The sequence below is a fragment of the Mesorhizobium sp. genome, assembly GCF_004962925.1.
Lineage (GTDB): Bacteria > Pseudomonadota > Alphaproteobacteria > Rhizobiales > Rhizobiaceae > Mesorhizobium.
The window spans coordinates 159,951-183,319 of sequence record NZ_SUEO01000001.1; the positions used below are offsets into that span (position 1 = coordinate 159,951).

A 23,369-nucleotide genomic window follows, 5' to 3' on the forward strand; every position below is an offset into this window, starting at 1 on the left:
GCCACCCCAATCCAGAAACTCCTCACTAACTCCAGCACTTGAAGCGAGGGCATTTTTATGACCAGGCAGTTCGTGTTCTCTTCCGAATCCGTCGGCGCGGGACACCCCGATAAGATGGCAGACAACATCTCCGATGCCATTCTCGATGCGGTCCTGCGCACCGATCCGAAGGCGCGCGTCGCCTGTGAAGTGTTGGTGAAGACGGGGATGGTCGTTGTGGCTGGCGAGATCACCAGCCATGCCCACATCGATTACAGCCAAGTCGCCCGCGATACGATACTCGATATTGGCTACGACGATGATGCGATTGGCTTTGATGGTCGACGTTGCGCCGTCGTTCTGGCCCTCACCGAGCAGTCGCCCGACATAAGCCAGGGCGTTGATGAAGGACGAGGGCAGGATCTCGGGCAAGGGGCAGGGGATCAGGGCATCATGTTTGGATTCGCATGCAACGAGACGGATACATTGATGCCCCTGCCGATCCAACTCGCTCACCATTTGACGAAAAGACAGGCCGAGGTCCGGAAAGCGGGACAGCTTGGCTGGCTGCGTCCGGACGTGAAATCTCAAGTGTCCGTACGCTACGAAGGGCTCCGCCCGGTGGCGCTGGATACCATAGTCCTGTCGACGCAGCATGACGAAGCGGTCTCACAAGCCACGGTCCGCGAAGGCGTCATTGAGGAGATCATAAAACCGGTCCTGCCGGCCCACCTGGATACTTCGGGGATCAGATTTCTGGTCAACCCAACAGGGCGGTTCGTGGTCGGTGGGCCTGCCGGCGACTGCGGCCTCACAGGACGGAAGATCATCGTCGATTCCTACGGTGGGACCGGGCGTCACGGCGGCGGTGCCTTTTCGGGCAAGGACCCATCCAAGGTTGACCGCTCGGCGGCCTATGCCGCCCGGTATGTCGCGAAGAACATCGTTGCCAGCGGCCTTGCGGAGGTCTGCGAGGTTCAGCTTGCCTACGCGATCGGCGTGGCCAGTCCGGTTTCTGTCATGGTCAATACCTTCGGAACCGCAAGGATCGAGGAAAAAAGGATCGAGCGCCTTGTTCTCGAGGTTTTCAATCTCCGACCGAAAGGCATCATCAAGATGCTTGATCTCTTACGCCCGATATACCGCAAGACGGCGACATACGGACACTTCGGGCGTGAAGAGCCTGAGTTCACTTGGGAGAAGACGGACAAAGCTGACGATTTGCTGCGTGAAGCAGGACCGGCAGCTGCGTGAGGGCGGCTGGATCAAGCGCATGCGGCAACCCATTTCAACTCGCGAGACCACGCCCGGCCGGCATGGCAAGAAGCCGGCTCGGGTTTTTGGCGGAGATTTTGATGCCGGATTATGACGTGCTCTGCATCGGCAATGCCATTGTCGACATCATCGCCCAGTGCGACGATGCATTCCTCGAGACCAACGGCATCATCAAGGGCGCGATGAACCTCATCGACACAAGGCGCGCCGAGCTGCTCTACAGCCGCATGGGTCCGGCGATCGAGGCGTCCGGCGGCAGTGCCGGCAACACGGCGGCCGGCGTCGCCAGCTTCGGCGGCCGCGCCGCCTTCTTCGGCAAGGTCTCCAACGATGCGCTGGGCGAAATCTACGCCCACGACATCCATGCGCAAGGCGTCGCCTTCGACACCAGGCCGCTCAAGGGCGAGCCGCCGACGGCGCGCTCAATGATCTTCGTCACCCCCGACGGCGAGCGCTCGATGAACACCTATCTCGGCGCCTGCGTCGAGCTCGGGCCTGAGGATGTCGAAGCCGACAAGGCCTCTGGCGCCAAGGTCACCTATTTCGAAGGCTATCTGTGGGATCCGCCGCGCGCCAAGGAAGCGATCCGGCAGACGGCCAGGCTGGCGCACGCGGCAGGCCGCGAAGTGTCGATGACACTTTCGGATTCGTTCTGCGTCGACCGCTACCGAGACGAGTTCCTCGAGCTGATGCGCTCGGGCACCGTCGATATCGTCTTTGCCAACAGCCACGAGATCAAGTCGCTCTACCAGACATCGTCGTTCGAGGAGGCGCTGGCGCAGATCCGCAAGGATTGCCGCATCGCCGCCGTGACCCGATCGGAAAAAGGCTCGGTGATCGTGCGCGGCGACGAGACCGTGGTGATCAAGGCGACCGCGATCAAGGAGCTGGTCGACACCACAGGCGCCGGCGATCTCTATGCCGCCGGCTTCCTGCATGGCTACACGCAAGGCCGCGACTTGCAGACCTGCGGCGACCTTGGCTCACTGGCAGCCGGATTGGTGATCCAGCAGATCGGCCCCAGGCCCCGTCAGAATTTGCGCCGCGAGGCCGAGCAGGCGGGGCTGACCATTCCGGACCTTCAAACGAGTTAGTGGCCTACCTTCCCGTTGTGCAGGCTATCTCGCCAGAAGCGCAATCACGGAATAGGGAAATCCTGATGTCGAACATGATGAAGGCGCTGGTGAAGGCCAAGGCCGAACCGGGCATCTGGATGGAAGAGGTGCCGGTGCCGGAGATCGGCCCCAACGACGCGCTGATCAAGATCAAGAAGACGGCGATCTGCGGCACCGATGTGCACATCTACAATTGGGACCAGTGGGCGCAGAAGACGGTGCCGGTGCCGATGGTGACGGGCCATGAATTCGTCGGCACCGTTGCCGATTTCGGCGCAGCGGTCACCGAATACAAGGTCGGCCAGCGTGTATCGGGCGAAGGCCACATCGTCTGCGGCCATTGCCGCAACTGTCGCGCCGGGCGAGGGCATCTGTGCCGCAACACGCTCGGCGTCGGCGTCAACCGTCCGGGCGCGTTCGGCGAGTATCTGGCGATCCCGCAGCACAATGTCGTGCCGATCCCCGACGATGTGCCCGATGAGATTGCCGCGATCTTCGATCCCTTGGGCAATGCCGTCCACACCGCATTGTCCTTCGATCTGGTCGGCGAGGACGTGCTGGTGACTGGCGCCGGGCCGATCGGCATCATGGGCGCGCTCGTCGCGCAATGCGTCGGCGCGCGCAAAGTAGTGATCACCGACATCAACCCGGTGCGGCTGGCGCTGGCCAAGAAACTCGGCGTGCAGCATGTCGTCAACGCCTCGAAGGAAAAGCTGCGCGATGTCATGCCGGTGCTCGGCATGACCGAGGGGTTCGACGTCGGCCTTGAAATGTCGGGCGCAGCCCCCGCCTTCCGCGACATGATCGACACCATGAACCATGGCGGCAAGATCGCCATTCTGGGCATTGCGCCGACCGGCTTCGAAATCGACTGGAACAAGGTCATCTTCAAGATGCTGCATCTCAAGGGCATCTACGGCCGCGAGATGTTCGAGACCTGGTACAAGACGATCGCCCTGGTGCAAGGTCCACTCGACGTCTCCGGCCTGATCACCCACCGCATCGGCATCGACGATTTTCAGGCTGGTTTCGATGCAATGCGCAGCGGCAGTTCCGGCAAGGTGGTGATGGACTGGTAGGGATTGCCTTGGCCGCTCTTCAGGAAAAGCTGACGGGACAGCACCCTCTGGTCCGCCGGACATCTTCCAACGAGGGGAACATGGCTGGGTGGAGAGCTATGGCTCCGCTACGTGCGCCCGCTAATCATGATACGGCGACGTATCGCGGCCCATCCGATAACGGTCGATGGTGGCAATTCGCCTCAGCCGATGACGGAAACCCGGTGAACGGATGCTCACAGGCCCCCACGCGATCGTCTATTTCCTAAGATCTGCGATTGAGGTCGAGGTGTTGCCGCCGTTTCAGCGGGTAAGATGCGTTAGACGACTTCCGGTACCTTCCGGTCAGCGAATTAAGGAAGGCAACGAGCCGCATTGCCTCAAGCAAAATGTTACCAATAGTGTCCTGTTCCAAAGGGGATGGACAGGTCGTGCCATTCCGGTTCGGGGGAAGGATGGCGCGGCTCAGCATGGCGACACGGTGAAGCGGCGATCGTGGAGCTTTATTGCGGCGTTGACAAGCGGCGCATTCTGGATGAGTTCGAGGCGGTAAGCGGCTATTATTCGCAAGCGCGCGATCCGTCTTATGAACCGTCGTGAGCAGAGGCCGTCTGCGGGCAAGAGCCGCAGCCGCTGTTACGGCAGCGATGTCCGCGACGCGCTCATCGTGTTGTGGGAGGATTCGGAGCGGCTGGGTCCGCATCGACGCTCGCGGCGGCCAGCGCCGCCGGGCAGGAATGAGTTCGCAGTTCGCCGCTCGGTGCCAGCCCGCACCTTCGGCGATTGGAAAGATCCGCCGCCCGGCTTTGTTGAGCGCATTCGGGCACGTCTTCGTCAGGGAGCTTCGTGCAGACGATGGTGCTGACCGGGATTGCCGCCGGCTGGACCGAATGCATTCCGCTCCGCACGCGCGACAGCGGCAATGTGATCATGGCGATCAAGCAGGCCCGCTCCCGGTTTCGCTGACCCTGTGCTGCTGTTTGCCGGCATCCGCCCGCACAGGAAGAGCTTGTAAAAGCGGTCGGTGCGGAAATCGAGGAGCCGTTGGTCGTCGATCTTCAGCCTGAACGCGGTCGTTTGCTGGTGCCGCAAATCGGCTGTTGCATGTACATCCCTGTCAGACGTCAGTTTTCCTCGCCTATTTTTGGTGTCGAGCGCGAAGTGCTCTTTAGGACCAGATTGCAACGCTTTTTGGAAATCTGAGAGCGGCTTTCCGCAGGGCGCTCCGTTTTTGAGCATTCAAGCTACCACAGCCAATGACGCGCAGGTTCCACCAGGCTCGCCAGCCTTGAAGGACAGCGAAAAAAGCAGAGCACGACAGACACAACAATCCATCAGGACACCGCAGTCGTTGAAGATGCGGCGCTGCATCCATACCGTGGATGCATTTGATCCAAATAATCGATTTGTTCAATCAGTTTCTCGAAAGCTAACCCTACCCTCTGTGGGAATCGGGCTCTGAGCCGCGACGCTGCCTTGCGAGCGTAGGGGCTGCACGTAGGAGAGATGATGCAACGAGAAATCGCACGCGGGTTGCTGGCGTCGTGGGTTCGCCGACCGGCGTATTTGAGCCCGCCAGTTGGTCCTCACCCGCGCCTATTGCCACCGAGCGACTTGCATGTCCCTCCGACTCGGACCAGTTCCGAGAGCTGCGACGAGTTGCGCGCCGTGTGCTCCGATCAGATGGCCGCCGGTGACGCGTTCGATGGGCCGTCCCTCTTCGATAGGAGATGAAATGCGAACGCTGCTCGTGGATCATCATGCGGATCTTGCGCGCGCCATGCGACTTGCGCTCGGGGATGGCGGCTTCGTCGTTGATGTCGTTGGTACTCTGGAACTGGCCTCGAGTGCATTTTCTTGCGCCAGCTATGAAATTCTCCTGCTGGAATTGGCTCTGCCAGATGGCGATGGCTTGGGTTGGCTGAGGCAGTTGAGGACCCACGGGCATTCAGTTCCTGCCGTCATTATGAGCAGCCTCAACGATCTCGATAAGCGAATTGCGATCTTCAACGGTGGTGCGGACGACTTTCTGCTCAAACCCGTCTCTACCGATGAGCTTATCGCCAGAATGAGAGCCATTCTGCGCCGGGCGACACAAATGACCGACCTGAGGCTCGTATTTGGCAATCTCAACTTCGATCCGGTCGCCCGACAGGTTTTCGTTGCTGGGCACCCAATGATGATCGCACGTCGCGAACTCTGTATTCTAGAGCATCTGCTTAACCGGGCAGGCCGCGTCGTGCCCCGTGCGCAGCTGGAAGATCACCTCTATTCGTTCAACGACGACGTGTCTGCCAACGCGCTTGAAGTCGGAATCTATCGTTTACGTGGACATCTGACCAGATCAGGTGCAACGCCACGGATCAAGACCATCCGTGGCATTGGTTACATTCTAGAATTGACTGACGCGTCATCCGCATAGTTTGTCGAATCGAAAGAAGATCTATTTTGCTGATCCTTCAACATCCTTGCCATGCGCTCAATTGGCGGGCGATCGCCATCAAGGTTCCTAGACCTGCAGTGCCCCGTTACCTGGGCCATCTCCTCTGTGCGCTTATTGTGACTTTCCCACTTGGTGTCGCGGCGCAAAACAAGCAGGACAAAGGCGCGCCGCGTGCGGCTTCGAATAGCATCAACGCCACGCTGACCCTTTCCTCTTCGCTCGGGGAGACCGTTCATCTGCCCGCGCCAGCCACGACCATCTTTGTTGCTGACCCCACGATCGCGGATTTTCAGGCACCATCGAGCAAAACAATCTTCGTCTTTGGCAAGAAATCGGGGCGGACCAGCCTATTCGCCTTGGATGGCAACGGCGAGCCTCTCGCCGAATTGCGTATCGTTGTCACGCAACCGATCGGGGATTTACGCGCCATGTTGCGGGAGCAGGTCGGCGACTATCCCATCCGCGTCAACTATACGCCGCGCGGCGCAATCCTTAGCGGGACAGCGCCCGACGCAGAGGTCGCCGACACCGCAAAAAGAGTCACTGAGCAATATCTGGGCGACGGAGCGCAAGTCGTCAACAACATCAAGGTCGCTGGATCCCTGCAAGTTAACCTCAGCGTGCGCGTAGCCGAAGTCTCACGCAGCGCCATGAAGTCACTCGGCGTCAACCTGTCCGCCTTCGGTCAAATCGGCAATTTCAAAGTGGGCGTTCTAAGCGGAAGCGGTGCAAGCGCTGGGTCTGGTTCAACCCAGGGTGGCGGTACAGCAGAAATCGGATTCGACAACGGTGCCGTCAACGTCAGCGCGGTTCTCGACGCGCTCGCCAAGGAGCATATAGCGTCCGTCCTGGCTGAGCCGAACCTCACCGCCATGTCGGGTGAAAAAGCCAGCTTTCTCGCTGGCGGCGAATTTCCCATTCCTGTCCTGCAGGAAAACAGGCAGGTATCGGTTGAATTCCGTCACTTCGGCGTCAGTCTGGAATTTGTGCCGACAGTTCTCAGCAACAATCAAATCAACATTCACGTAACGCCCGAAGTCAGTGAACTGTCGACGCAAGGTGCCGTGCAAATCAACGGAATTTCCGTGCCGGCAGTTTCCACGCGCCGAGCCGATACGGTCGTCGAACTCGCCAGTGGGCAGAGCTTCGCAATCGGCGGTCTAATCAGGCGGAACGTCAACAATGATGTCAGGGCCTTTCCCTGGCTCGGAGAAATGCCGATCCTGGGACCGCTTTTTCGCTCGTCCTCGTTTCAAAAAGAGGAGTCAGAACTGGTCATTCTAGTTACGCCTTACATTGTAAGACCAGGCTCCAACCCAAACCAGATGAGCGCACCTACCGAGCGGGCGGCACCGGCTTTGAACGGAGGGGGCGCTCCGACGAATTCCGTGGCAAGTCCCCCGCGAGACCGCGCTGCTATCCGTGCGGGCGCGCCAAGCGCCCAGGGCGGTCTCGGCTTCATCATCGAATAGTGTCGTCCAATGATGTTGCGTTTTATAATCCTCTTTGTCGCTCTGGCACCAAGCGTAAGTGGCTGCACCAGCACTACGCCAGTTGATGTCGAACCATCGGCACCAATGCTTATCCGAGAGGAGACCACCGTCCTGACGTTGCAAAGCCTGCGCGCTTCCGAACGGCAGCGTTTGCGTGTTTTCCTAGACAAGGCCAGTCGCGGCCGGTTCGATGCCCTCCACCTCCTCATCAGCGGTTCGCCCCAGCTCAGCGCAGGGGTAGCCCATCAGGCCAGGCAGTTGGCAATCGAAGCAGACAACATTCAATTGCTCGATCAACACGACGCCGGCTCAGTGCGAATTGAGGCGATTGTCTATCACGCCCGTCCGCCGGTCTGTCCCTCATATGGTGCTTTACCCAATGAAGAATCCTTCAAACAGCCGCTTGGTTGTTCGACAGGATATAACCTGGCCGTGATGGTCAACGATCCGCGCGATCTGCTCGACAATCAGGCCGTCAAGTCCGGCGATGGCGATCGTGCTTCTATACCAGTTGCCACTTACAGAACATTCGGGACGGATAAAGGTGGCTGATACCGTCCCTTATCTTGGCAGCACTCCTACCGGGGATTGAAAGCTCCAATCTCGCCCTGATCTAAAATCAAAGGAACCGCTGGATGCAATATAGGCGCGATATCGAGGGCCTTAGGGCTGTTGCTGTACTTCCGGTCGTACTCTTTCATTTCGGAATTTCGGCGATCCCGGGTGGCTTTGGCGGGGTCGATATCTTCTTCGTCATCTCCGGCTACCTAATCAGCGGAAGCCTCTTGGATGACCTTGAACGCGGCCAATTTTCGATCGTCAACTTCTACTGGCGCCGTGCCCGGCGCATTCTGCCGGCTCTCGTCTTTGTGATGCTTCTCACCTGCATTGCGGCATTGTTCATTCTTCTGCCATCGGATCTGCGCGAATTCAGTCTTAGCATCATAGCTGCCTCGACTTTCTGGTCGAACGTTTTTTTCTGGAAAACGTCAAGTTACTTCTCGATCGATGCCGCGCTTCGACCACTGTTGCACACCTGGTCGCTTTCCGTAGAGGAGCAGTACTACATCTTCGCCCCAATCCTGATGTTCCTAATCTATCGCTACATCGGGAAGCGCTGGCTGACGACACTTCTTCCGATAATTCTCTGCAGCTTCGTAGTGGCGGTGATGGCGACATCGCTGGCGCCCACCGCCGGATTCTATCTGCTGCCGACCCGAATCTGGGAACTCATGTTGGGCGCCCTGCTCATGCTCAAACGCCCCCCGCCGTTGGGCAACCGATTCCTGATGGAGTCGGTGGGGTTGGCCGGATTTGGCCTTCTCGCCATCGGGTTCTTCGCGATTTCGGAGAGTGATCCGTTCCCAGGCTACAACGCCTTGTATCCATGCATGGGAACGGCCCTTCTGATCTATGTTGGCCAAAATTCCCCCTCGACGGTCGCCAGCCGCATGCTCGAAGTCCGGCCGCTGGTCTGGATTGGGCTCATCTCGTATTCGTTGTATCTTGTTCACTGGCCGCTCAATGCGTTCGCGCATTATCTTTCGTTCCAAAAACTCGATCCGTTGATGACCGGTGCGATGTTGGTGGCAAGCCTCGCATTGGCTGCATTCTCCTGGAAGTTTGTAGAGCAGCCGTTTCGACAGAAGAGGACCTTCACCGCCCCGGGGCCTATCTTCGCCTTTTCAGCGCTCGCGATCGTTGTTCTTTGTGCCGGCGGAGCGGCGGGGGCGCTCGGCAACGGCTTTCCGCAACGGTTTCCGGACTATGTCCAGCGGCGCATTTCCGTCGGGGACTGGAGGAATGGCATCTGTTTCAACGAGGGCACCAGCCGGATCGAAAGCTGGAATATGGAGGATTGCACGCGCACTCGCGGTTTTCCAACAACGGTTTTTTTGTGGGGCGACTCCTTCGCCGCGCACTATGTTTCCGGCCTGGGTGCTAACATAAATCGGTTGCAGGCGAACATCGTGGAATATACGTACGCCGGCTGCCCGCCGATACTCTCTTACTACTCTTACGCTCGTCTTGATTGTGTCCGGTTCAATCGCAAGGCCTTGGACATCATCTTGGAAGCGGACATCAAGACGGTTATCCTCAGCGGTAAATGGAGTGACTATGAGGTCAGAGGCTTCGACGGTCTTCAGCAAACAATCGATACGCTTCGTGCCCTGGGCGTGCGCGTGTTTGTCATCGGCCAGTCTCCGCAGTTCCCAACTGACGTCCGGAAAATTGCGTTCTTCGCCAAGCGCCAAAATCTGGACGATACGTCCTGGCCGATGGCGATGGACCCCGGCATCAACGAACGTGTGCGCTCATTTACCAAAGGCGCCACATTCATCGATCCGCTGAAATTCCTGTGCAGCGCAGGACGCTGCCCCTATTCCGACAGAGGAGAGTTTGTGTATTTCGACTATGGTCATTTCTCTTCAGCCGGCGCCACACTGGCAATCTTGAAATACTGGCCGGCTTTTGGCAAAGACAATGCTCTTCCTAAGACGAAGTAGCGGGTCAGACGGCTGACAAGCACCAGTGCGGGTCCCTGTGATTGCTCCTGCTTCGGCAGCAGCCGCGACGATGGAGCTGTTCAGGTTTAAGGCCACCCGATAGCGACCTAGGATGGGTGCTGCCACGCGGATCGGACTAAGCGTGCATTATCACGTAAATGTTGAGAGAATGAATGGCGCCGCGAAGGGCAATTCCAGCCATCCACAGCGACAGGCGTGTCGCGGTCCCGACATTGCAGTGGCACTTACCTGACACGGCCTCACACTGCCCTCTAAACGGCCCCGAATTTGAACTGACCACCCCTGGCCGGTTCATTGGGCAGGTCAAGGGCTAGGCTGTATTACACAGGGCTCACCCCTTTCAGTCTCAAGTTGGTACGATGGGCCGTGGACGGTCGATGCAGACTTCAAGGATGGCGAAAGAAGCTCTCTATGCGTGCGTTGTCGAGGCAAGTGCCTTTGCCAGAGATGCTCGCGGCTGGAGAGATTTCAAAATGAGCGTTGGAAGCGGAGAATGCCGCCGACGCTGTTCGGCTTGCTCGTGCCCTTGACGGTGGTAGGGTCGGCAGGGCCGACGCCAAAGTTGCCGTAGTGGTCGTAATCGACCTCGGCTGTGACCGTGAAGCCAGGAACGACCATATAGACGACGTTTGCAGCCAAACCAGAATTCTTGAGCTGATCACTCGAGACCTGAAAGTTGAACGAAGTTTTCTCGTCAAACTCGTAGGTGGCGCCCGCCCAGAAAGCCCACTGGCCGTTCCAGATTTTGTACGAGCCGCGCACATGATTGGCGATTGCGCCGTTTGAGTCCTCGTTGAGACTGCCATTGGAACCGTAGCCGAACAGTCCAAACAGCGACAGCTGGTTTGTGACAGCGACGTCGACACGGATCTTGCCGGCCAAAGCTTCGTAGTTGCTGTCATAAGCCGCGACGCCGGTGATCGAGCCCCAGCCTTGCGTGTATTTCAAGCCGGCGACAACGTGCGGAATATAGCTGTCGATAGTACCGGCTGAGCCCGATCCTTGTTCGAGCGAAATCACGGTCGAAATGCCGTTGCCGGCGTCGAAGTAGTACTGAGCCACGTTGGTGTCGAAGCCGGCCGACCGAACGAGCATACTATCGAGAACGTTGCCAGCGTAGCTTACAAACGTATCGAAGGCCGACCCGTCCTTGCCAACTCGCAGGCCCCCCAGCTCGACCCAGGCAGAAGCCAGTGCGAGGCCGCTGTTGAAATCATAGTTCTGAGGACTGTCACGCGAGTTAGCGCTATTGCCAAAATTCACGTGGGTTTCGGTATAGGTCGTCAACGCGCCGAGCTCGGTCTGCTGGCCGGTCCAAGTTTTGAACGTGAAGCGTGTGTTGTTTCGCCAAGTGCCTTGGTCCTCGCCAGTTCTCACATCCGAGGTTCTTGCGCTGTCATACGATCGGACATCACCCAGGCCGATATCATAACGGACATAGCCGCCGATGCGCAGGCAGGTGTCGGTGTTGGGAATATAGAAATACCCCGAGCCGAGGACGTCGCAGATCTTGATGTACTCGGCCGGTTCCCGCTCGGCGCCAGCTGCTCGAACGACGGAGGCGGCGATCAGAGCAGTTAAGCCGAGAAGACGATTCTTGATGTACATGTCTAGATCTCCATGAAGAAATAAAAAGGATAGAGGCGTAAGAGAAAGCTTTACTCTAAATTTTGTGCGTGTTGTCTCCAATTTGTGGACGTAAAAGCGCTTGACATGGGAGGTTATCCAGCGTAAAAGCCACATGTACTTAGAATAGTGTTTTCTGCTAGGAGATTCATTATCGTTTATATGTGAAACACTCCGGTCAGACCGCTGCAGCCTCGGAATAGAGCAGCAAGCGACATGCCAACCTGAAGCGTAGATGCGGCCGACACCAAAATTGGGCCGACGCGCCTTCGTCTCGCTGGAATCACTTTTTTTGAGGGTCACTGCGAAAAGCAATGTGCGACACGGTTCGCCATGTTCGATATGTGACAGTCTCGTTTAACAGCGACGGCTTCCCGTCTGACCGCAACGGAGGCCGCTTCATGCGCTACCGAGAAGGATTACTGCGCGCGTGCGGTCCGCAAGGGCTGCGCCAGGAACAGAGGGCGTCCACGTCCGATGTGTCGCATGGTGGCCGAAGCACCTTTTCGCCGCTGTAAGTTCGCCGTGCAGGTACATTGCGTGGCCGGTAGCGAGAAGGGAGCGCACCCTGAAACGGTTGCCTACGGCTCGCCTCGAGTAATTGGCGATGAACAGCATTCTCGGGAACTTAGTCTCGACGGAAAGAGCAACGAAAGGAAGCCGCTTGGACGAGCACGATCCGAAGGAAGAACTGATCGAGACCATTTTCCGCAACGGCACAATCACTGCCGTGGGTATCCTGCTTGCCTTTTCGCTCGGCTTCCTCACTCATTGGGCGGCGAACCCCTTGCCATGGCAACTCTACGATCTGTTCGCCGTAGTGCCGATCCTGCTCGGCATCGCACTGCAGATGAGAGCGCTGTCCATGCTGCTCGACATGAGTTCCTTGCGCCGCCCCATCTACGAACGCGCCAATCGCATTTTCATGGTCGGCCTCATCCAGACCGCGTGTGGCGTCGGGATGGCCATCTTGGTCGATCTTTTCGGGATATCGGTAGGGGGCACGCTGCCCGGCGCTTGACGACAAGCCACACCGCCGCTCATCGCTCGAAGCGACGTCAAGCCGGGGAGCCTTGTGCACCCCCTAGCGGCGCCTTCCTTTCATCAAATGAGCGGACGTCAGCTTTAGAGCGTCTCGGTGGCTAAAGCCGGTATGGTTTTTCGGCCGGCAGGGAAGGCCGCTGGCTGGACCTGGATGGCGTCTGAACGAGGCTTGACAGGTGCGTTGCGACGTTTGGCGTCGGACATGAATTTCGCATTGCAAAGTTCTTCCGCAGACGCCTCAAGTACACTGCACTGGCGTCACGTACTCAAACGTTGAATGCGGCACCGCACCATCACCTCAGGCGGAACCATGGCACGCGCACTCCCCGGCGTGGTTGATACCGTCCTGTCCAACCGAGACTGCGACATCGCCGCCTCCGCCTTGAAAACGCGGAGAAAGCGGGACGCACTGACTTAGGTCAGAGACAGGACGAGCGCGCAACGAAACAATGATGGATCAGCGACGTGGGACGACAGCTCCTTGCACACCTCAATCCTGACAAAGTACCGGGACCCCCGGCCGCCTTGGTATACCATCTATCCGACTGTGCCAGACTTCTCTGCGGCGGTTGGTGCTGACGATTATGAGGAATGGCTGAGGGGCCTCCCGGCCGACGAATCGGTGTCGCTCTATTTCCACATTCCGTTTTGCCGATCCATGTGCTGGTATTGCGGCTTCCCTACCGCGGTCACCCGTCGCAACGGCCCGGTCCTTAATTATTTGGCGGTGCTGCGTCAGGAGATCAGTTTGGTGTCGGAGCAAGTGCGGCAAGGGCTGCCGGTGAGCGATGTGCATTTCGGCGGCGGAACGCCTCACCTTATCGGGCCAGCCGAGCACTTGGCGCTGATGGAATTTCTACGCCGCCACTTCGCTTTCAGCAAAACTGCTGCGATCGCCGTGGAGATCGATCCCCGAACGTTCACACCGGAAATGGCCGAAGCCTTGGCAGCTACCGGTGTCAACCGCGCGAGCATCGGCGTGCAGAGCTTTGATCCCGATGTGCAAAAGGCGATCAATCGGATCCAGAGTAAGGTGCAGACGGCCGGTGCCGTCGAAAATCTCCGCCGCCATGGCGTTGGCCATATCAACTTCGATCTCATCTTCGGTCTCCCGAAACAGACTGTGCAGTCCTGCATCCAGACCGCGATGGCTGCGGTTGCGCCCCAACCGGCTTGCGGTGTTCGGCTACGTGCATATTCCTTCCGTGATAAAGAATCAGCGCCTAATCGAGCAGGCAGGTCTACCGGACGGCGATGCTCGCGCCGAACAGGCTGCAGCTGTCGCCGAGACACTGGTTGGCGCCGGCTACCGGGAGATCGGGCTCGATCATTTCGCTCTGCCGGACGACGAACTCGCGCTAGCGCAGAAGACCGGGCGCCTGCGGCGTAATTCGCTGGGATACTCGGCCGATACTTGCAAAACCGTGATCGGCTTCGGCGCGTCGGCTATTGGCCGAGTCGGCGAGGGGTACGTTCAGAACGAAGTAACACGGGATTCTTACGCCCGGCACATCGCAAGTGGACGTCTGGCGACATCAAAGGGCCACCCGTCTGACCGACGATGACCGGGTGCGCGCAGCAATCATCGAGCGACTGATGTGCGATTTGGAGGCCGACGTGCCGACCATCTGTGCCGCCCACGAAATCGAACCAGCTCGTTTTCTCGATTCAGTTGAGCGTTTGGTGACCTGGCTGAGGAGGGGATCGTGGACGTCGAAAACGGCTTCATCCGCGTGCGGCCGGAGCACCGCTTTGTTGTTCGCGCCGTTGCTGCTGCATTCGATGCTTTTCTCGCGAATCGATGAGTTGAGGCCACGACTCCGAAGGCATCAGACCTTGTTTGGCGCTCGTCGGCATGGGCTCTCGCAGAAGACTCCGCAAGCGCATGCAGGGGACTTCCACTTGACGCCGCGTTCATCATCATCTCGCCTGGGTGCGCTCGATCGCACAACTCGGAGCACGCTGCTCTCGGTGTGAGGCTGTGCTCTGCAAAGCACCGGTGATCCACCCTGTCCCTGGATAGCAGCTTGATGGCGTCATCTTGGAGGACGAGAAAAGATTGTCGAGGTACGGGTACGAATTGCCTCGGTCGTTCGTTCAATCGAAAGCACTGTCTGCGGAGGCACCTCTCCTTCATGCAGTGACAGGAGATGCTGGCCGACTTCCTTATCTGCTGCGGTGAGTCGATGATTTAGGCGGAGAAAGTCCATCCAGGTGGGGGTGCGGAATGTCTCCGTCCAAAGTGACGGTGTTTGCAGATTTCGCTGGAGCGTCCAGTTTCGTGCACCGGCACGGCTCTGGACGTGTCGCCGCGTGCGCATGTAGCCCAGAAAGGCCTCGATATTTTCCTCCGATATCAAATACTCGACCTTGGCCACGATAGGGCCACTTCTGGGTTTCAGATCGAGAGCCACGTCCGGCGGATGAAAAACTGAACTTTCTTGATCCGTTTCTTCCCAGGGACGGACCGGCAACACGATCCCCGCTGCTGCAACCAGCAACAGAGCGCCCGCGGCGCCCTCCAATGCTGAGGTCAAGGAATAGTTTTGCGCGACAGAACCCCAGATCCAGCTGCCAGCAGCCATACCGCCTGCGCTCAAGGCGTAGTAAATGGAGAGCGTGCGGCCTACAACCCACCTTGGGCTTGCCAACTGAACCGACACGTCAATGCCCGTCCAGGTGATAAGCCAACCCGCTCCGCCGAGCGCCAGCGAAATGGCCGCCACAGGAACCGACGATGTCAGGGCAAGGGAGAGGCAACAGACTGCACAAGCCACAGAGGCGAAGGCCACCAGCCTGTTTTGAGACGTGACCTTCCTCAAGAAGCCGTTGCCCATGCCCGCGATGAAAGCACCCATGCCGAAGCCGGCCAATAAGATACCGTAGACAATTGGCCCACTCTTCAACTGATCCCGGACGACGAGAGGGAGCAACGCCAGAATGGAGATGCTTGCCAATCCGAAAAGAGCTGCTCGGGCGGTCGCTGCCCTGATCTCCAAAGACATCGCCGTAAAGCGCACTCCGTCATGAATTGCCGTCGTCATTCTCTCACGAGGGAGAGGCGAAGAGCGGACCTCCCATTTGGTGCGCCATATCGCGCTTATAGGCGCCAGATCACTCACCGCAGCCAAGGCGAAAGCGGCCAGCGGCCCAAAGACGGCCAGGATCACGCCCCCTAAGGCCGGACCAACGCTGCGCACAATGTTGTATCCGACGGACATAAGCGTCACTGCGGCCGGAATGTCGCGTTTGTGAAGGATATCGCCGACCGAAGCGTGCCAGGCCGGATCATTCAAGGCAAAGCCGCAGCCGGCCAGGAAACCTAACCCGAGAATCAGCCAAGGACTGACAAATCCCAGACCCACAGAAATCATCAGCGTCATCGACGCCGATGCTATCAGGCAGTGTCCCGCAAACATCACCCACCGGCGGCTGAAGTTGTCGGCAATGGCTCCGGCGAAAACTGAGAGGAAGAACACCGGCAATGTAGATGCGGCCTGGACGAGTGCAACCATAAGGTCGGACGCAGAAATCGTTGCCATAAGCCAACTGATGGCGACCGTTTGCACTAGCCAACCCAGGCTGGAAATCTGGGTGGCCGTCCAAATTGAGCGAAACACCTTGTTTCGAAATGGGGCGAGCGTCTTTGAAACGGGCGGTTGAGGATTTTCGCTCTGCATGAGGTTTTGCTGGCCTTCGATGAGCGCTGCGATTTGAGCAAGTGGGTCGATACTTAGACATCGCGGAGCACCGCACGGAACCCAGCTCTATGGAGCTTGCCGGCGACTATTTGCGTATTGAGCCATTCTCATAGTCTCATTCATGAGCAGTCCTATGCGCAAGCGTTGCTTTGCTAAATTCCCACGACAAGCGCGCCGCCGCTGAGACCCGCACCCGCTGCCGCCAAGAGGACTTTCTCGCCAGGCCGAAACGGCTGCGCCCGATGGGCGAGCGATAATGAGAGCGGGATCGTCGCGGCGGAAGAGTTGCCATATTCGGCGATCGTCTTGACCATCGAGTGATCTGTGATGCCGAGGTTCCTGCCGACCGCGTCGAAAATGCGAGCATTGGCCTGATGCGGCACGAAACGATCGAGGTCTTGCGGCCTCAGTCGGGCAGCAGTGAGCGCATCTCTCGAGCAGGCGGTCATCATCTCCACGGCCTTGCTGAATACTTCACGGCCGTCAGTGATCGTCATCCGTGTCTGCGCGAGGTCGAGGTCGCCATGGAACGGCGTGTTGCTTCCGCCGGCGGGAATCTGGATCAGCCCGTAGCCCGAACCGTCGGAATCCACCGAAGCACCAAGAATGCCCCGGTCAGTGTCTTCGCACGGGCCGATCACCACGGCGCCGGCGGCATCGGCAAACAGCACGGCGCTGGCGCGCTCGGCCGAATTGATGCGGCGGCTGAGGATGTTGGCGGCGATGACAAGGCTCGCTTTGCCGTGCAGGCGGGTGAACCCGTCGGCGAACATCAGCGCATAGATGAAGCCGGCGCAGGCGCCGGTCTAGGTCGCGCCGGTCAGGTCGATCGCGCCGGCGCGACCTAGTCCCAGCCGATGTGCGACCAGGGGCGCGCTTGGCGGCAGAAGATGATCGGGTGTGGAGGTAGCGAGCAACAGTAGGCCGATGTCGCCGCGGTCGATACCGGCATTGGTCAGCGCCATGTCGCCGGCGTGCGCGGCAAGGGCCGACAGCGTGTCTTCGTCCGCTGCCCAGAAGCGCGACCGTATCCCGGTGCGCCGCTCGATCCAGCCGGGTTCAAGCCCGAGACGATCTTCGATTTCCGGATTCTCCACCTTGCGCGCGGGCGCATGATGGCCAAACCCGAGAATGCGCGATGATCGGCTCATGGCTTTGAGCCGAAGCGTTCGCCGGCCTCCTCGATGGCGTCATAGAGCCCATCCAACTCGTTGCCGGTAATGCAATAGGGCGGCAGAAGGTACAGGACATTGCCGAGCGGGCGCACGAGCAGGCCGCGCTCAAGAAAAAAAGCGCGCAGTTTTGGCCCGATCTCAGCCAGATAACCGGCTGAGCCGGTGCGTAGGTCGAGTGCCGCGATGGTGCCGGTTGCCCGGCAATCGGTGAAGCGGGGGTTGTCGCGAAAGCGCTGGAGGCCAGCGGCCTGCATCGCGCTCGAGGCCGCGATCCGCTCGGCCACCGGCTCGTCGTGCCAGATCTCGACATTGGCAAGTGCCGCCGCGCATGCAATCGGATTGGCGGTGTAGGAGCTCGAATGGAAAAACGTCTTCTTGCGATCCTCCGAATAGTGAGCCTGGAAGATGGCATCGGTGGCGATCGTGGCGGCCAGCGGGATGGTACCACCGGTCAGACCTTTCGAGGTGCACAGGATGTCCGGCGAGACGGACGCCTGTTCGCAGGCGAACATGGTTCCGGTGCGCCCCCAGCCGGTCATCACTTCATCGGCGATCAACAGCGTGCCGGCGGCCTCAGTGATCCTCTTCAATTCGGTCAGAACCCAGGCCGGATACATGAGCATGCCGCCGGCGCCGAGCACGAGCGGCTCGACGATCAGCGCGGCGGCGCGCCGGTCGCGGGAGAGTGCCTCGAACCGATCCAGCGTTTCCTGCTCGCGCCCGGCGGCCGGGAAGGGGATGGTGTCGACCTCGAACAGCAAGGGCTCGTAGGCGGCGTTGAACACGCCACGGGCGCCGACGCTCATCGCCCCGATCGTGTCGCCATGATAGCCGTGCTCCATGACGACGATGCGCGAACGCGGCGCGCCGATGTTGCGGAAATAGCCGAGCGCCATCTTCAGCGCGACTTCGATTGAGGTCGAGCCACTGTCGGAATAGAACACCCGGTCGAGGGCGGCGGGTGCGAGGCCGACAAGCGCCTCGGCCAGGCGCTCGGCCGGCTCGTGGGTGAAGCCCGCGAAGATGATCTGGTCGAGGCTCGACGCGGTCGTCTGGATGGCCTTCATGATGCGGGGGTGGCGGTGGCCATGGGTGACGACCCACCAGGAAGAAATCGCATCCAGGATGCGGGAGCCGTCGGCCTTGTGGAGATAGGCGCCTTCAGTCAGCACGATTTCAGGGATCGAGGGCTCTAGCGCGTGCTGCGTGAACGGATGCCAGACTCGAGACTGCGCCATCAGTCGCCTCCGGCAATCATGGCCAGGTCGAAGCCGGAAATCATTGCATCTCTCAACGTTTCACCCGTCAGCGGACCGAGGTGCGGCAGCCTGCCGAGCTGCGGCACGCCGCCGAATTCCACGATTGTCCTTTGCGTATCGGCCACCTCTTCGCCCATGAAGGCAATGCCGATGAGCGGGATGGAGCGGGCTCTCAGGGCCTCGATCGACAACAGCGTATGATTGATGGTGCCGAGCGCGGTGCGGGCGCACAGTATGACCGGCAGCCGCCATTGTTCGAATATGTCAATGAACCTTGTCTGTCGATTGAGCGGCACCATCAGCCCGCCGGCGCCTTCGATGACGAGCGGTGTCGGCAGGACCGGAAATGAAAGATCGTCGGCCTCGATCGCGACGCCGTCGATTTCGGCTGATCGATGCGGCGACAGCGGCTTCGTCAGTCGATAGACTTCGGGCAGCACGCGTCCATCGGGCAAGCCGGAAAGCCGGGCGACGACCTCGCTGTCAGTCTCCTCGTCGAGGCCCGATTGCACCGGCTTCCAGTAGAAGCCGTCGAGCAGCCCGGCAAGTCCGGCCGAAAACACTGTCTTGCCAATTCCGGTGTCTGTTCCGGTGACGACGATGCGTTTGGTCATGCTGTGGCCAACACCTCGACGAGAGCCTCGACCATGGCGGAAATGTCGGTCTCGTCGACGTTGAGCGTCAGCGAAATGCGCAGGCGCGATGTGCCCTCGGGCACCGTCGGCGGACGTATGCCGCGTATGTCGAAGCCGCGACCCTGCAGGGCCGCCGCCACCGCCATGGTGCGCCCAACGTCGCCGATGACAAATGGCTGGATCTGCGAGCCGCTGGTTACGACGCCGCAGCGCTCGGCCAATTGGCGGCCGGCGCAGGTAACGCGTTCCTGCAGCTGAGCGCGGCGCATGGGCTCGTCGGACAGAATAGTCAGCGCTTCGCGCACTGCCACTGCCATCAGCGGCGATGGCGCGGTGGCGTAGATGAATGGCCGGCACCGGTTGACGAGATAGTCGCACAGCGTTCCCGGCCCGGTGACGAGCGCGCCGTAGGCGCCGAGGGCTTTGCCGCATGTGTGGAGCGTGACGATGTTGTCGCGGCCTTCGTACGCGGCGGCCAGTCCCCGGCCGTCCGGTCCCCAGACGCCGGTGGCATGCGCTTCATCGAAGACGATGAATGCCTGGTACCGATCAGCCAGCGCGACCAGGCTCTCCATCGGCGCACGGTCGCCATCCATGCTGTAAAGGCTTTCGACGGCGATCCACACGCGCCCCATGCCGCCTTCAGCGCGCCAGCGGGTGATTGCGCCCTCGACAGCGTCGACGTCGTTGTGCGCGGCCAGCTTGAACTCGGCGCGTCCGGCCTGTGCCCCCTCATGCATGCTGGCATGGGCGAGTTGGTCGAGGACCAGCAGGTCGCCCTTCTGCGGCAGCGCGGTCAGCAGAGCGAAGTTGGCGATATAGCCGCTGCCGAAGAACAGTGCGCGCTCGGCTCCGAAAAATGCCGCTGCGTCCGCCTCCAATTGCTCATGTTCCGGTGCATTGCCGCGCAACAGCCGCGATCCTGTGGCGCCGACCGGCGTACCCCGCGCGATCGCCGCCGAAACCGCATCGCCCAGTCTTTTGGAGGCGGCAAGTCCGAGATAGTCGTTCGACGAGAAGTCGAGCCCGGCGCGCGGTGCGAGCGTCCGCAACCGGTCCTTGCGCGCCAGTCCGCGCAAGGATGCGTCATAGCGGGCAAGAATTGCCTCGTTCATTGCGTGGCGAGTTCCATCGGCTTGATGCCGAGACGCTGGAACAGAAGGCTATCCTTGTCCTCGCCGGGATTGTCCGCCGTCAGCAGCGTGTCGCCGACAAAGATCGAGTTAGCGCCGGCAAAGAAGCACAACGCCTGCGTTTCGTCGCTCATCGCCGTCCTGCCGGCGGACAGCCTTACACAGGATTTCGGCATCATCACCCGCGCGAGCGCAACGATGCGGACGAAATCGATCGGATCGATGGCGTCGGCCGCGGCAAGCGGCGTGCCTTCGATGGGAATAAGCATGTTGATCGGCACGCTTTCCGGCGGCTCGGGCAGGTTCGCCAGCGTGACCAGCATGTCGATGCGATCGGTCTTTTCTTCTCCCATCCCGACGATGCCGCCGCAGCAGACTTTCATCCCAACCGCGCGCACGTGCCCAAGCGTTTCCAGCCGGTCGGCAAAAGTCCTGGTTGAAATAACCTCGCCATAGTAGCGCTCAGAGGTATCGATGTTGTGGTTATAGTAGTCGAGACCGGCCTGCTTCAGGCGAGCAGCTTGCTCAAGATCGAGCATGCCGAGTGTCATGCAGGTCTCCATGCCGAGCGCCTTGACGCCCTCGATCATGGCGACCACGACGTCCATGTCGCGCTCCTTGGGACTTCGCCACGCCGCGCCCATGCAATAGCGCGTTGCGCCGCCATCACGCGCCTTGGCCGCTTCGTCGATGACATGCTTGACGTCCACCAGCTTCGACGCCTTCACCCCGGTTTCGTAATGCGCAGACTGGCTGCAATAGCCGCAATCTTCGGGGCAGCCGCCGGTCTTGATGTTAAGGAGCCGCGACAGCTGCACTCGGTTTCGATCGAAGTTCTGGCGGTGGATCGTCTGAGCTAGGAACAGCAGATCGTTGAACGGCATGCCGTAGATGGCCTCGGCCTCTTTGCGGTTCCATCGCGGAGGCGTTCCATCGACCGGTTGCATGGTCTGGTTCACGTCGAACTCCGAGTTCATTCCAATCGTCATCGTCAAACCTTTTGTTGCTAGTCCGGTACGCCTTAAGGAGTCTGTCGACCGGCAAGCCCGGTCCGACTTGGCTTTGGAGCGCACTCGCTAAAAGGCGAGCTGCGGCACGTCTTCCCACCGCCTTCCTACGCATGCCGAGCTGATGTTGCTCCTCATGCCGTAATCCTCAGTTCAAACGCTTGCAGATGTTCTGGTGGCCCGGCATGTCCAGGCCGATGTCGAGGATCGGGGCGCTGTGCGTCAGCCATCCCATGGAGATGAGATCGACACCGGTCGCCGCAATCGCCGCCGCCGTTTTCGGCGTCACCCGACCGGAAGCCTCGGTGATCGTACGGCCGCCCACTATAGAAACCGCGCGGGCAAGATCCTCGACCGACATATTGTCGAGCAGCACCGCGTCAACACCAATCGCGAGCGCCGCATCGAGCTGCTTCAGCGTGTCGACCTCGACCTCGACCTTCACCATATGCCCTGCGGCGGCGCGCGCCCGCTCTATTGCTGTGCGGATATCGCCGGCGATTGCGATGTGGTTGTCCTTTATGAGCACGCCGTCATCGAGGCCGAAGCGGTGATTGGCACCGCCGCCGACGCGCACGGCGTATTTTTCCAATACCCGCAGGCCGGGCGTCGTCTTTCGCGTCGATACGATCCTCGCCTTGTGACCGCGCACGGCCTCAACCATCGCCGCTGTGGCAGTGGCAATGCCGCTCAGCCGGCATAAGAAATTGAGGGCAGTGCGTTCGGCCGTGAGCAGGCCTCGCGCGGGTCCGGACAATCTTGCAATGGTTTCCCCGGCCCCGACATCGCTGCCATCAGGGCGCCAGATCTGGATGTTGATCGCCGGTTCCACGAGCAGGAAGGCGTACGAGACCAGATCGAGCCCGGCAACGACGCCCGCCTGCCTCGATTTGAGCACCAACGTGGCAGTGCAATCATGCGGGATAACCGCATCGCTGGTCAGGTCGCCGCATCTGCCCAGGTCTTCGAGGAGCGCACCGCGCACAATCGGTTCGATCAGGGTCGCGGGGAGGGGGGAGAATGAAATCATATCAGGTGCTCCGTATGGTAGCCCGGCAATCGAGTGCGGCCGCGGCCCGCATTGCGCTGTGCAGTGTCAGCCGTGATGGGCGCGCGTCGGCATCGTGGAGCGGGAAATCGGACCGACAGTGCGCGCCTCGACTCTCTTCCCGCCCCAGGGCCGCCACGGCGATCATCAGTGAGACCAAAGCCGGGCCAGAGGCAGCGACATTGTCAGCTGCGATCGGCAGCAGGGTCGCCACCGCTTCGCGCATTGCCTCGCCGTCGCGGATGATACCCAGGGCGGCGGAGACAATTGGGCGGACCGCGGAAGCGTCTGGTCTTGGAGGGATGAATGTGGAGCATCTGCGCGGTCGCCGGGTATACGACGTGCCGGCAACGCTTTCGGCAACCCAGCTCGCGGTGACCGCCGCTTCGGTGAGCGAGTTGCTGGCCAGGCGGTTGGCGCCGTGCAGGCCGGTACAGGCGACCTCACCGCAGGCCCACAATCCCTCGATGGAGCTGCGGCCGGCGCTGTCTACGGCGACGCCGCCCATGTGATAATGTGCCGCCGGGCGCACCGGGATCGGGTCGGTCGCGGGGTCGACCCCTGCGCTCCGGCACAATTCGGCGATGCCTGGAAAACGCTTGCTAAATCTCGGGCCGAGACTTTGCCGTGCATCCAGGAATACGCGGCGTCCAACGGCAAGCTGGTGCCAAATGGCGCGCGCGACGACGTCGCGAGGCGCAAGTTCACCGCCAGGTGTGTCAGCGAGGAAGCGCTCTCCTCGCTCATCGATGAGCACCGCGCCTTCGCCACGCACGGCTTCGCTCACCAGCGGCATCGGCCGGCGCGGACCGTCGAGCGCAGTTGGATGGAACTGTATGAATTCCAAGTC

The 23,369-nt window shown here is 60.2% G+C and carries 17 protein-coding genes and 3 pseudogenes; 10 read left to right on the plus strand and 10 right to left on the minus strand.

The window, feature by feature from the left end; genetic code table 11:
- The first annotated feature begins 57 nt into the window (after window positions 1-57).
- The 4 genes and pseudogenes from metK to E5W87_RS00795 all read left to right on the plus strand — a co-directional run.
- On the plus strand, window positions 58-1,233 hold the full coding sequence (gene metK, locus E5W87_RS00780; RefSeq protein ID WP_063169265.1) for a methionine adenosyltransferase: 1,176 nt from the start codon (window positions 58-60) through the stop codon (window positions 1,231-1,233).
- Between the two features lie 101 nt (window positions 1,234-1,334).
- Complete coding sequence (locus E5W87_RS00785) at window positions 1,335-2,348, plus strand: adenosine kinase (RefSeq protein ID WP_292223152.1); 1,014 nt, start codon at window positions 1,335-1,337, stop codon at window positions 2,346-2,348.
- Between the two features lie 65 nt (window positions 2,349-2,413).
- Complete coding sequence (tdh, locus tag E5W87_RS00790; protein ID WP_292223149.1) at window positions 2,414-3,448, plus strand: L-threonine 3-dehydrogenase; 1,035 nt, start codon at window positions 2,414-2,416, stop codon at window positions 3,446-3,448.
- A gap of 724 nt (window positions 3,449-4,172) precedes the next feature.
- Window positions 4,173-4,342 (plus strand): annotated as a pseudogene (locus tag E5W87_RS00795) (transposase); the annotation flags it as partial.
- On the opposite strand, the gene E5W87_RS00800 reads toward E5W87_RS00795, so the two are convergent.
- Window positions 4,262-4,666 (minus strand): hypothetical protein, encoded by a 405-nt coding sequence (locus E5W87_RS00800; protein WP_292223346.1) that lies wholly within the window; start codon window positions 4,664-4,666, stop codon window positions 4,262-4,264. The pseudogene E5W87_RS00795 and the gene E5W87_RS00800 overlap by 81 nt on opposite strands.
- 496 nt (window positions 4,667-5,162) lie before the next feature.
- Between E5W87_RS00800 and E5W87_RS00805 the strand changes: the two genes are divergently transcribed.
- From E5W87_RS00805 to E5W87_RS00820, 4 genes are all read left to right on the plus strand, one after another.
- Window positions 5,163-5,849, plus strand: coding sequence for a response regulator transcription factor (locus E5W87_RS00805; RefSeq protein ID WP_292223146.1), 687 nt, complete (start codon window positions 5,163-5,165; stop codon window positions 5,847-5,849).
- Between the two features lie 71 nt (window positions 5,850-5,920).
- The gene (locus E5W87_RS00810; RefSeq protein WP_245493090.1) at window positions 5,921-7,342 is read left to right on the plus strand and encodes a type II and III secretion system protein family protein; all 1,422 of its coding nucleotides are present in this window, start codon (window positions 5,921-5,923) and stop codon (window positions 7,340-7,342) included.
- Window positions 7,343-7,351: 9 nt separating this feature from the next.
- The gene (locus E5W87_RS00815; protein ID WP_292223143.1) at window positions 7,352-7,915 is read left to right on the plus strand and encodes a CpaD family pilus assembly lipoprotein; all 564 of its coding nucleotides are present in this window, start codon (window positions 7,352-7,354) and stop codon (window positions 7,913-7,915) included.
- An 83-nt stretch (window positions 7,916-7,998) separates the two neighbouring features.
- On the plus strand, window positions 7,999-9,870 hold the full coding sequence (locus tag E5W87_RS00820; RefSeq protein WP_292393035.1) for an acyltransferase family protein: 1,872 nt from the start codon (window positions 7,999-8,001) through the stop codon (window positions 9,868-9,870).
- Window positions 9,871-10,359: 489 nt separating this feature from the next.
- On the opposite strand, the gene E5W87_RS00825 is transcribed toward E5W87_RS00820, so the two are convergent.
- Window positions 10,360-11,499 (minus strand): porin, encoded by a 1,140-nt coding sequence (locus E5W87_RS00825; RefSeq protein ID WP_292223137.1) that lies wholly within the window; start codon window positions 11,497-11,499, stop codon window positions 10,360-10,362.
- Window positions 11,500-12,181: 682 nt separating this feature from the next.
- Here E5W87_RS00825 and E5W87_RS00830 point away from each other — a divergent pair.
- Entirely contained in the window at window positions 12,182-12,538 is a 357-nt protein-coding gene (locus tag E5W87_RS00830) for a hypothetical protein (RefSeq protein ID WP_091595902.1), read from the plus strand.
- Between the two features lie 504 nt (window positions 12,539-13,042).
- A pseudogene (gene hemN, locus E5W87_RS00835) lies at window positions 13,043-14,366 on the plus strand (oxygen-independent coproporphyrinogen III oxidase).
- 231 nt (window positions 14,367-14,597) lie between these two features.
- Here hemN and E5W87_RS00840 read toward each other — a convergent pair.
- The 8 genes and pseudogenes from E5W87_RS00840 to E5W87_RS00875 form a co-directional block, all read right to left on the minus strand.
- Complete coding sequence (locus E5W87_RS00840; RefSeq protein WP_029354881.1) at window positions 14,598-16,241, minus strand: MFS transporter; 1,644 nt, start codon at window positions 16,239-16,241, stop codon at window positions 14,598-14,600.
- A 173-nt stretch (window positions 16,242-16,414) separates the two neighbouring features.
- Window positions 16,415-17,413, minus strand: a pseudogene (locus tag E5W87_RS00845) (beta-ketoacyl-ACP synthase III).
- A complete protein-coding gene (locus E5W87_RS00850; protein ID WP_292393037.1) occupies window positions 17,410-18,675 on the minus strand; it encodes an adenosylmethionine--8-amino-7-oxononanoate transaminase in 1,266 nt (421 codons plus the stop codon). The pseudogene E5W87_RS00845 and the gene E5W87_RS00850 overlap by 4 nt, the downstream one beginning before the upstream one ends.
- Window positions 18,675-19,310: a dethiobiotin synthase gene (bioD, locus tag E5W87_RS00855; protein ID WP_292223126.1), complete on the minus strand. Its 636-nt coding sequence runs from the start codon at window positions 19,308-19,310 to the stop codon at window positions 18,675-18,677. The genes E5W87_RS00850 and bioD overlap by 1 nt, the downstream gene beginning before the upstream one ends.
- Entirely contained in the window at window positions 19,307-20,446 is a 1,140-nt protein-coding gene (locus tag E5W87_RS00860) for an 8-amino-7-oxononanoate synthase (protein ID WP_292223123.1), read from the minus strand. The genes bioD and E5W87_RS00860 overlap by 4 nt, the downstream gene beginning before the upstream one ends.
- Window positions 20,443-21,411, minus strand: a complete 969-nt coding sequence (gene bioB, locus E5W87_RS00865; RefSeq protein ID WP_292223324.1) for a biotin synthase BioB — start codon at window positions 21,409-21,411, stop codon at window positions 20,443-20,445. Before bioB ends, E5W87_RS00860 begins: the two co-directional genes overlap by 4 nt.
- Before the next feature lie 208 nt (window positions 21,412-21,619).
- Window positions 21,620-22,501, minus strand: a complete 882-nt coding sequence (gene nadC, locus E5W87_RS00870) for a carboxylating nicotinate-nucleotide diphosphorylase (protein WP_292223120.1) — start codon at window positions 22,499-22,501, stop codon at window positions 21,620-21,622.
- A gap of 1 nt (window position 22,502) precedes the next feature.
- On the minus strand, window positions 22,503-23,369 hold an 867-nt coding region (locus E5W87_RS00875; protein ID WP_292393041.1), incomplete at its 5' end, for an FAD-binding protein.

What these genes read in the sequence shown, in the direction of transcription:
- metK (WP_063169265.1), top strand. Translation starts at nt 58, where the DNA reads ATGACCAGGCAGTTCGTGTTCTCTTCCGAATCCGTCGGCGCGGGACAC.
- E5W87_RS00785 (WP_292223152.1), top strand. Translation starts at nt 1,335, where the DNA reads ATGCCGGATTATGACGTGCTCTGCATCGGCAATGCCATTGTCGACATC.
- tdh (WP_292223149.1), top strand. Translation starts at nt 2,414, where the DNA reads ATGTCGAACATGATGAAGGCGCTGGTGAAGGCCAAGGCCGAACCGGGC.
- E5W87_RS00800 (WP_292223346.1), bottom strand. Translation starts at nt 4,666, where the DNA reads ATGCTCAAAAACGGAGCGCCCTGCGGAAAGCCGCTCTCAGATTTCCAA.
- E5W87_RS00805 (WP_292223146.1), top strand. Translation starts at nt 5,163, where the DNA reads ATGCGAACGCTGCTCGTGGATCATCATGCGGATCTTGCGCGCGCCATG.
- E5W87_RS00815 (WP_292223143.1), top strand. Translation starts at nt 7,352, where the DNA reads ATGATGTTGCGTTTTATAATCCTCTTTGTCGCTCTGGCACCAAGCGTA.
- E5W87_RS00820 (WP_292393035.1), top strand. Translation starts at nt 7,999, where the DNA reads ATGCAATATAGGCGCGATATCGAGGGCCTTAGGGCTGTTGCTGTACTT.
- E5W87_RS00825 (WP_292223137.1), bottom strand. Translation starts at nt 11,499, where the DNA reads ATGTACATCAAGAATCGTCTTCTCGGCTTAACTGCTCTGATCGCCGCC.
- E5W87_RS00840 (WP_029354881.1), bottom strand. Translation starts at nt 16,241, where the DNA reads ATGCAGAGCGAAAATCCTCAACCGCCCGTTTCAAAGACGCTCGCCCCA.
- E5W87_RS00850 (WP_292393037.1), bottom strand. Translation starts at nt 18,675, where the DNA reads ATGGCGCAGTCTCGAGTCTGGCATCCGTTCACGCAGCACGCGCTAGAG.
- bioD (WP_292223126.1), bottom strand. Translation starts at nt 19,310, where the DNA reads ATGACCAAACGCATCGTCGTCACCGGAACAGACACCGGAATTGGCAAG.
- E5W87_RS00860 (WP_292223123.1), bottom strand. Translation starts at nt 20,446, where the DNA reads ATGAACGAGGCAATTCTTGCCCGCTATGACGCATCCTTGCGCGGACTG.
- bioB (WP_292223324.1), bottom strand. Translation starts at nt 21,411, where the DNA reads ATGCAACCGGTCGATGGAACGCCTCCGCGATGGAACCGCAAAGAGGCC.
- nadC (WP_292223120.1), bottom strand. Translation starts at nt 22,501, where the DNA reads ATGATTTCATTCTCCCCCCTCCCCGCGACCCTGATCGAACCGATTGTG.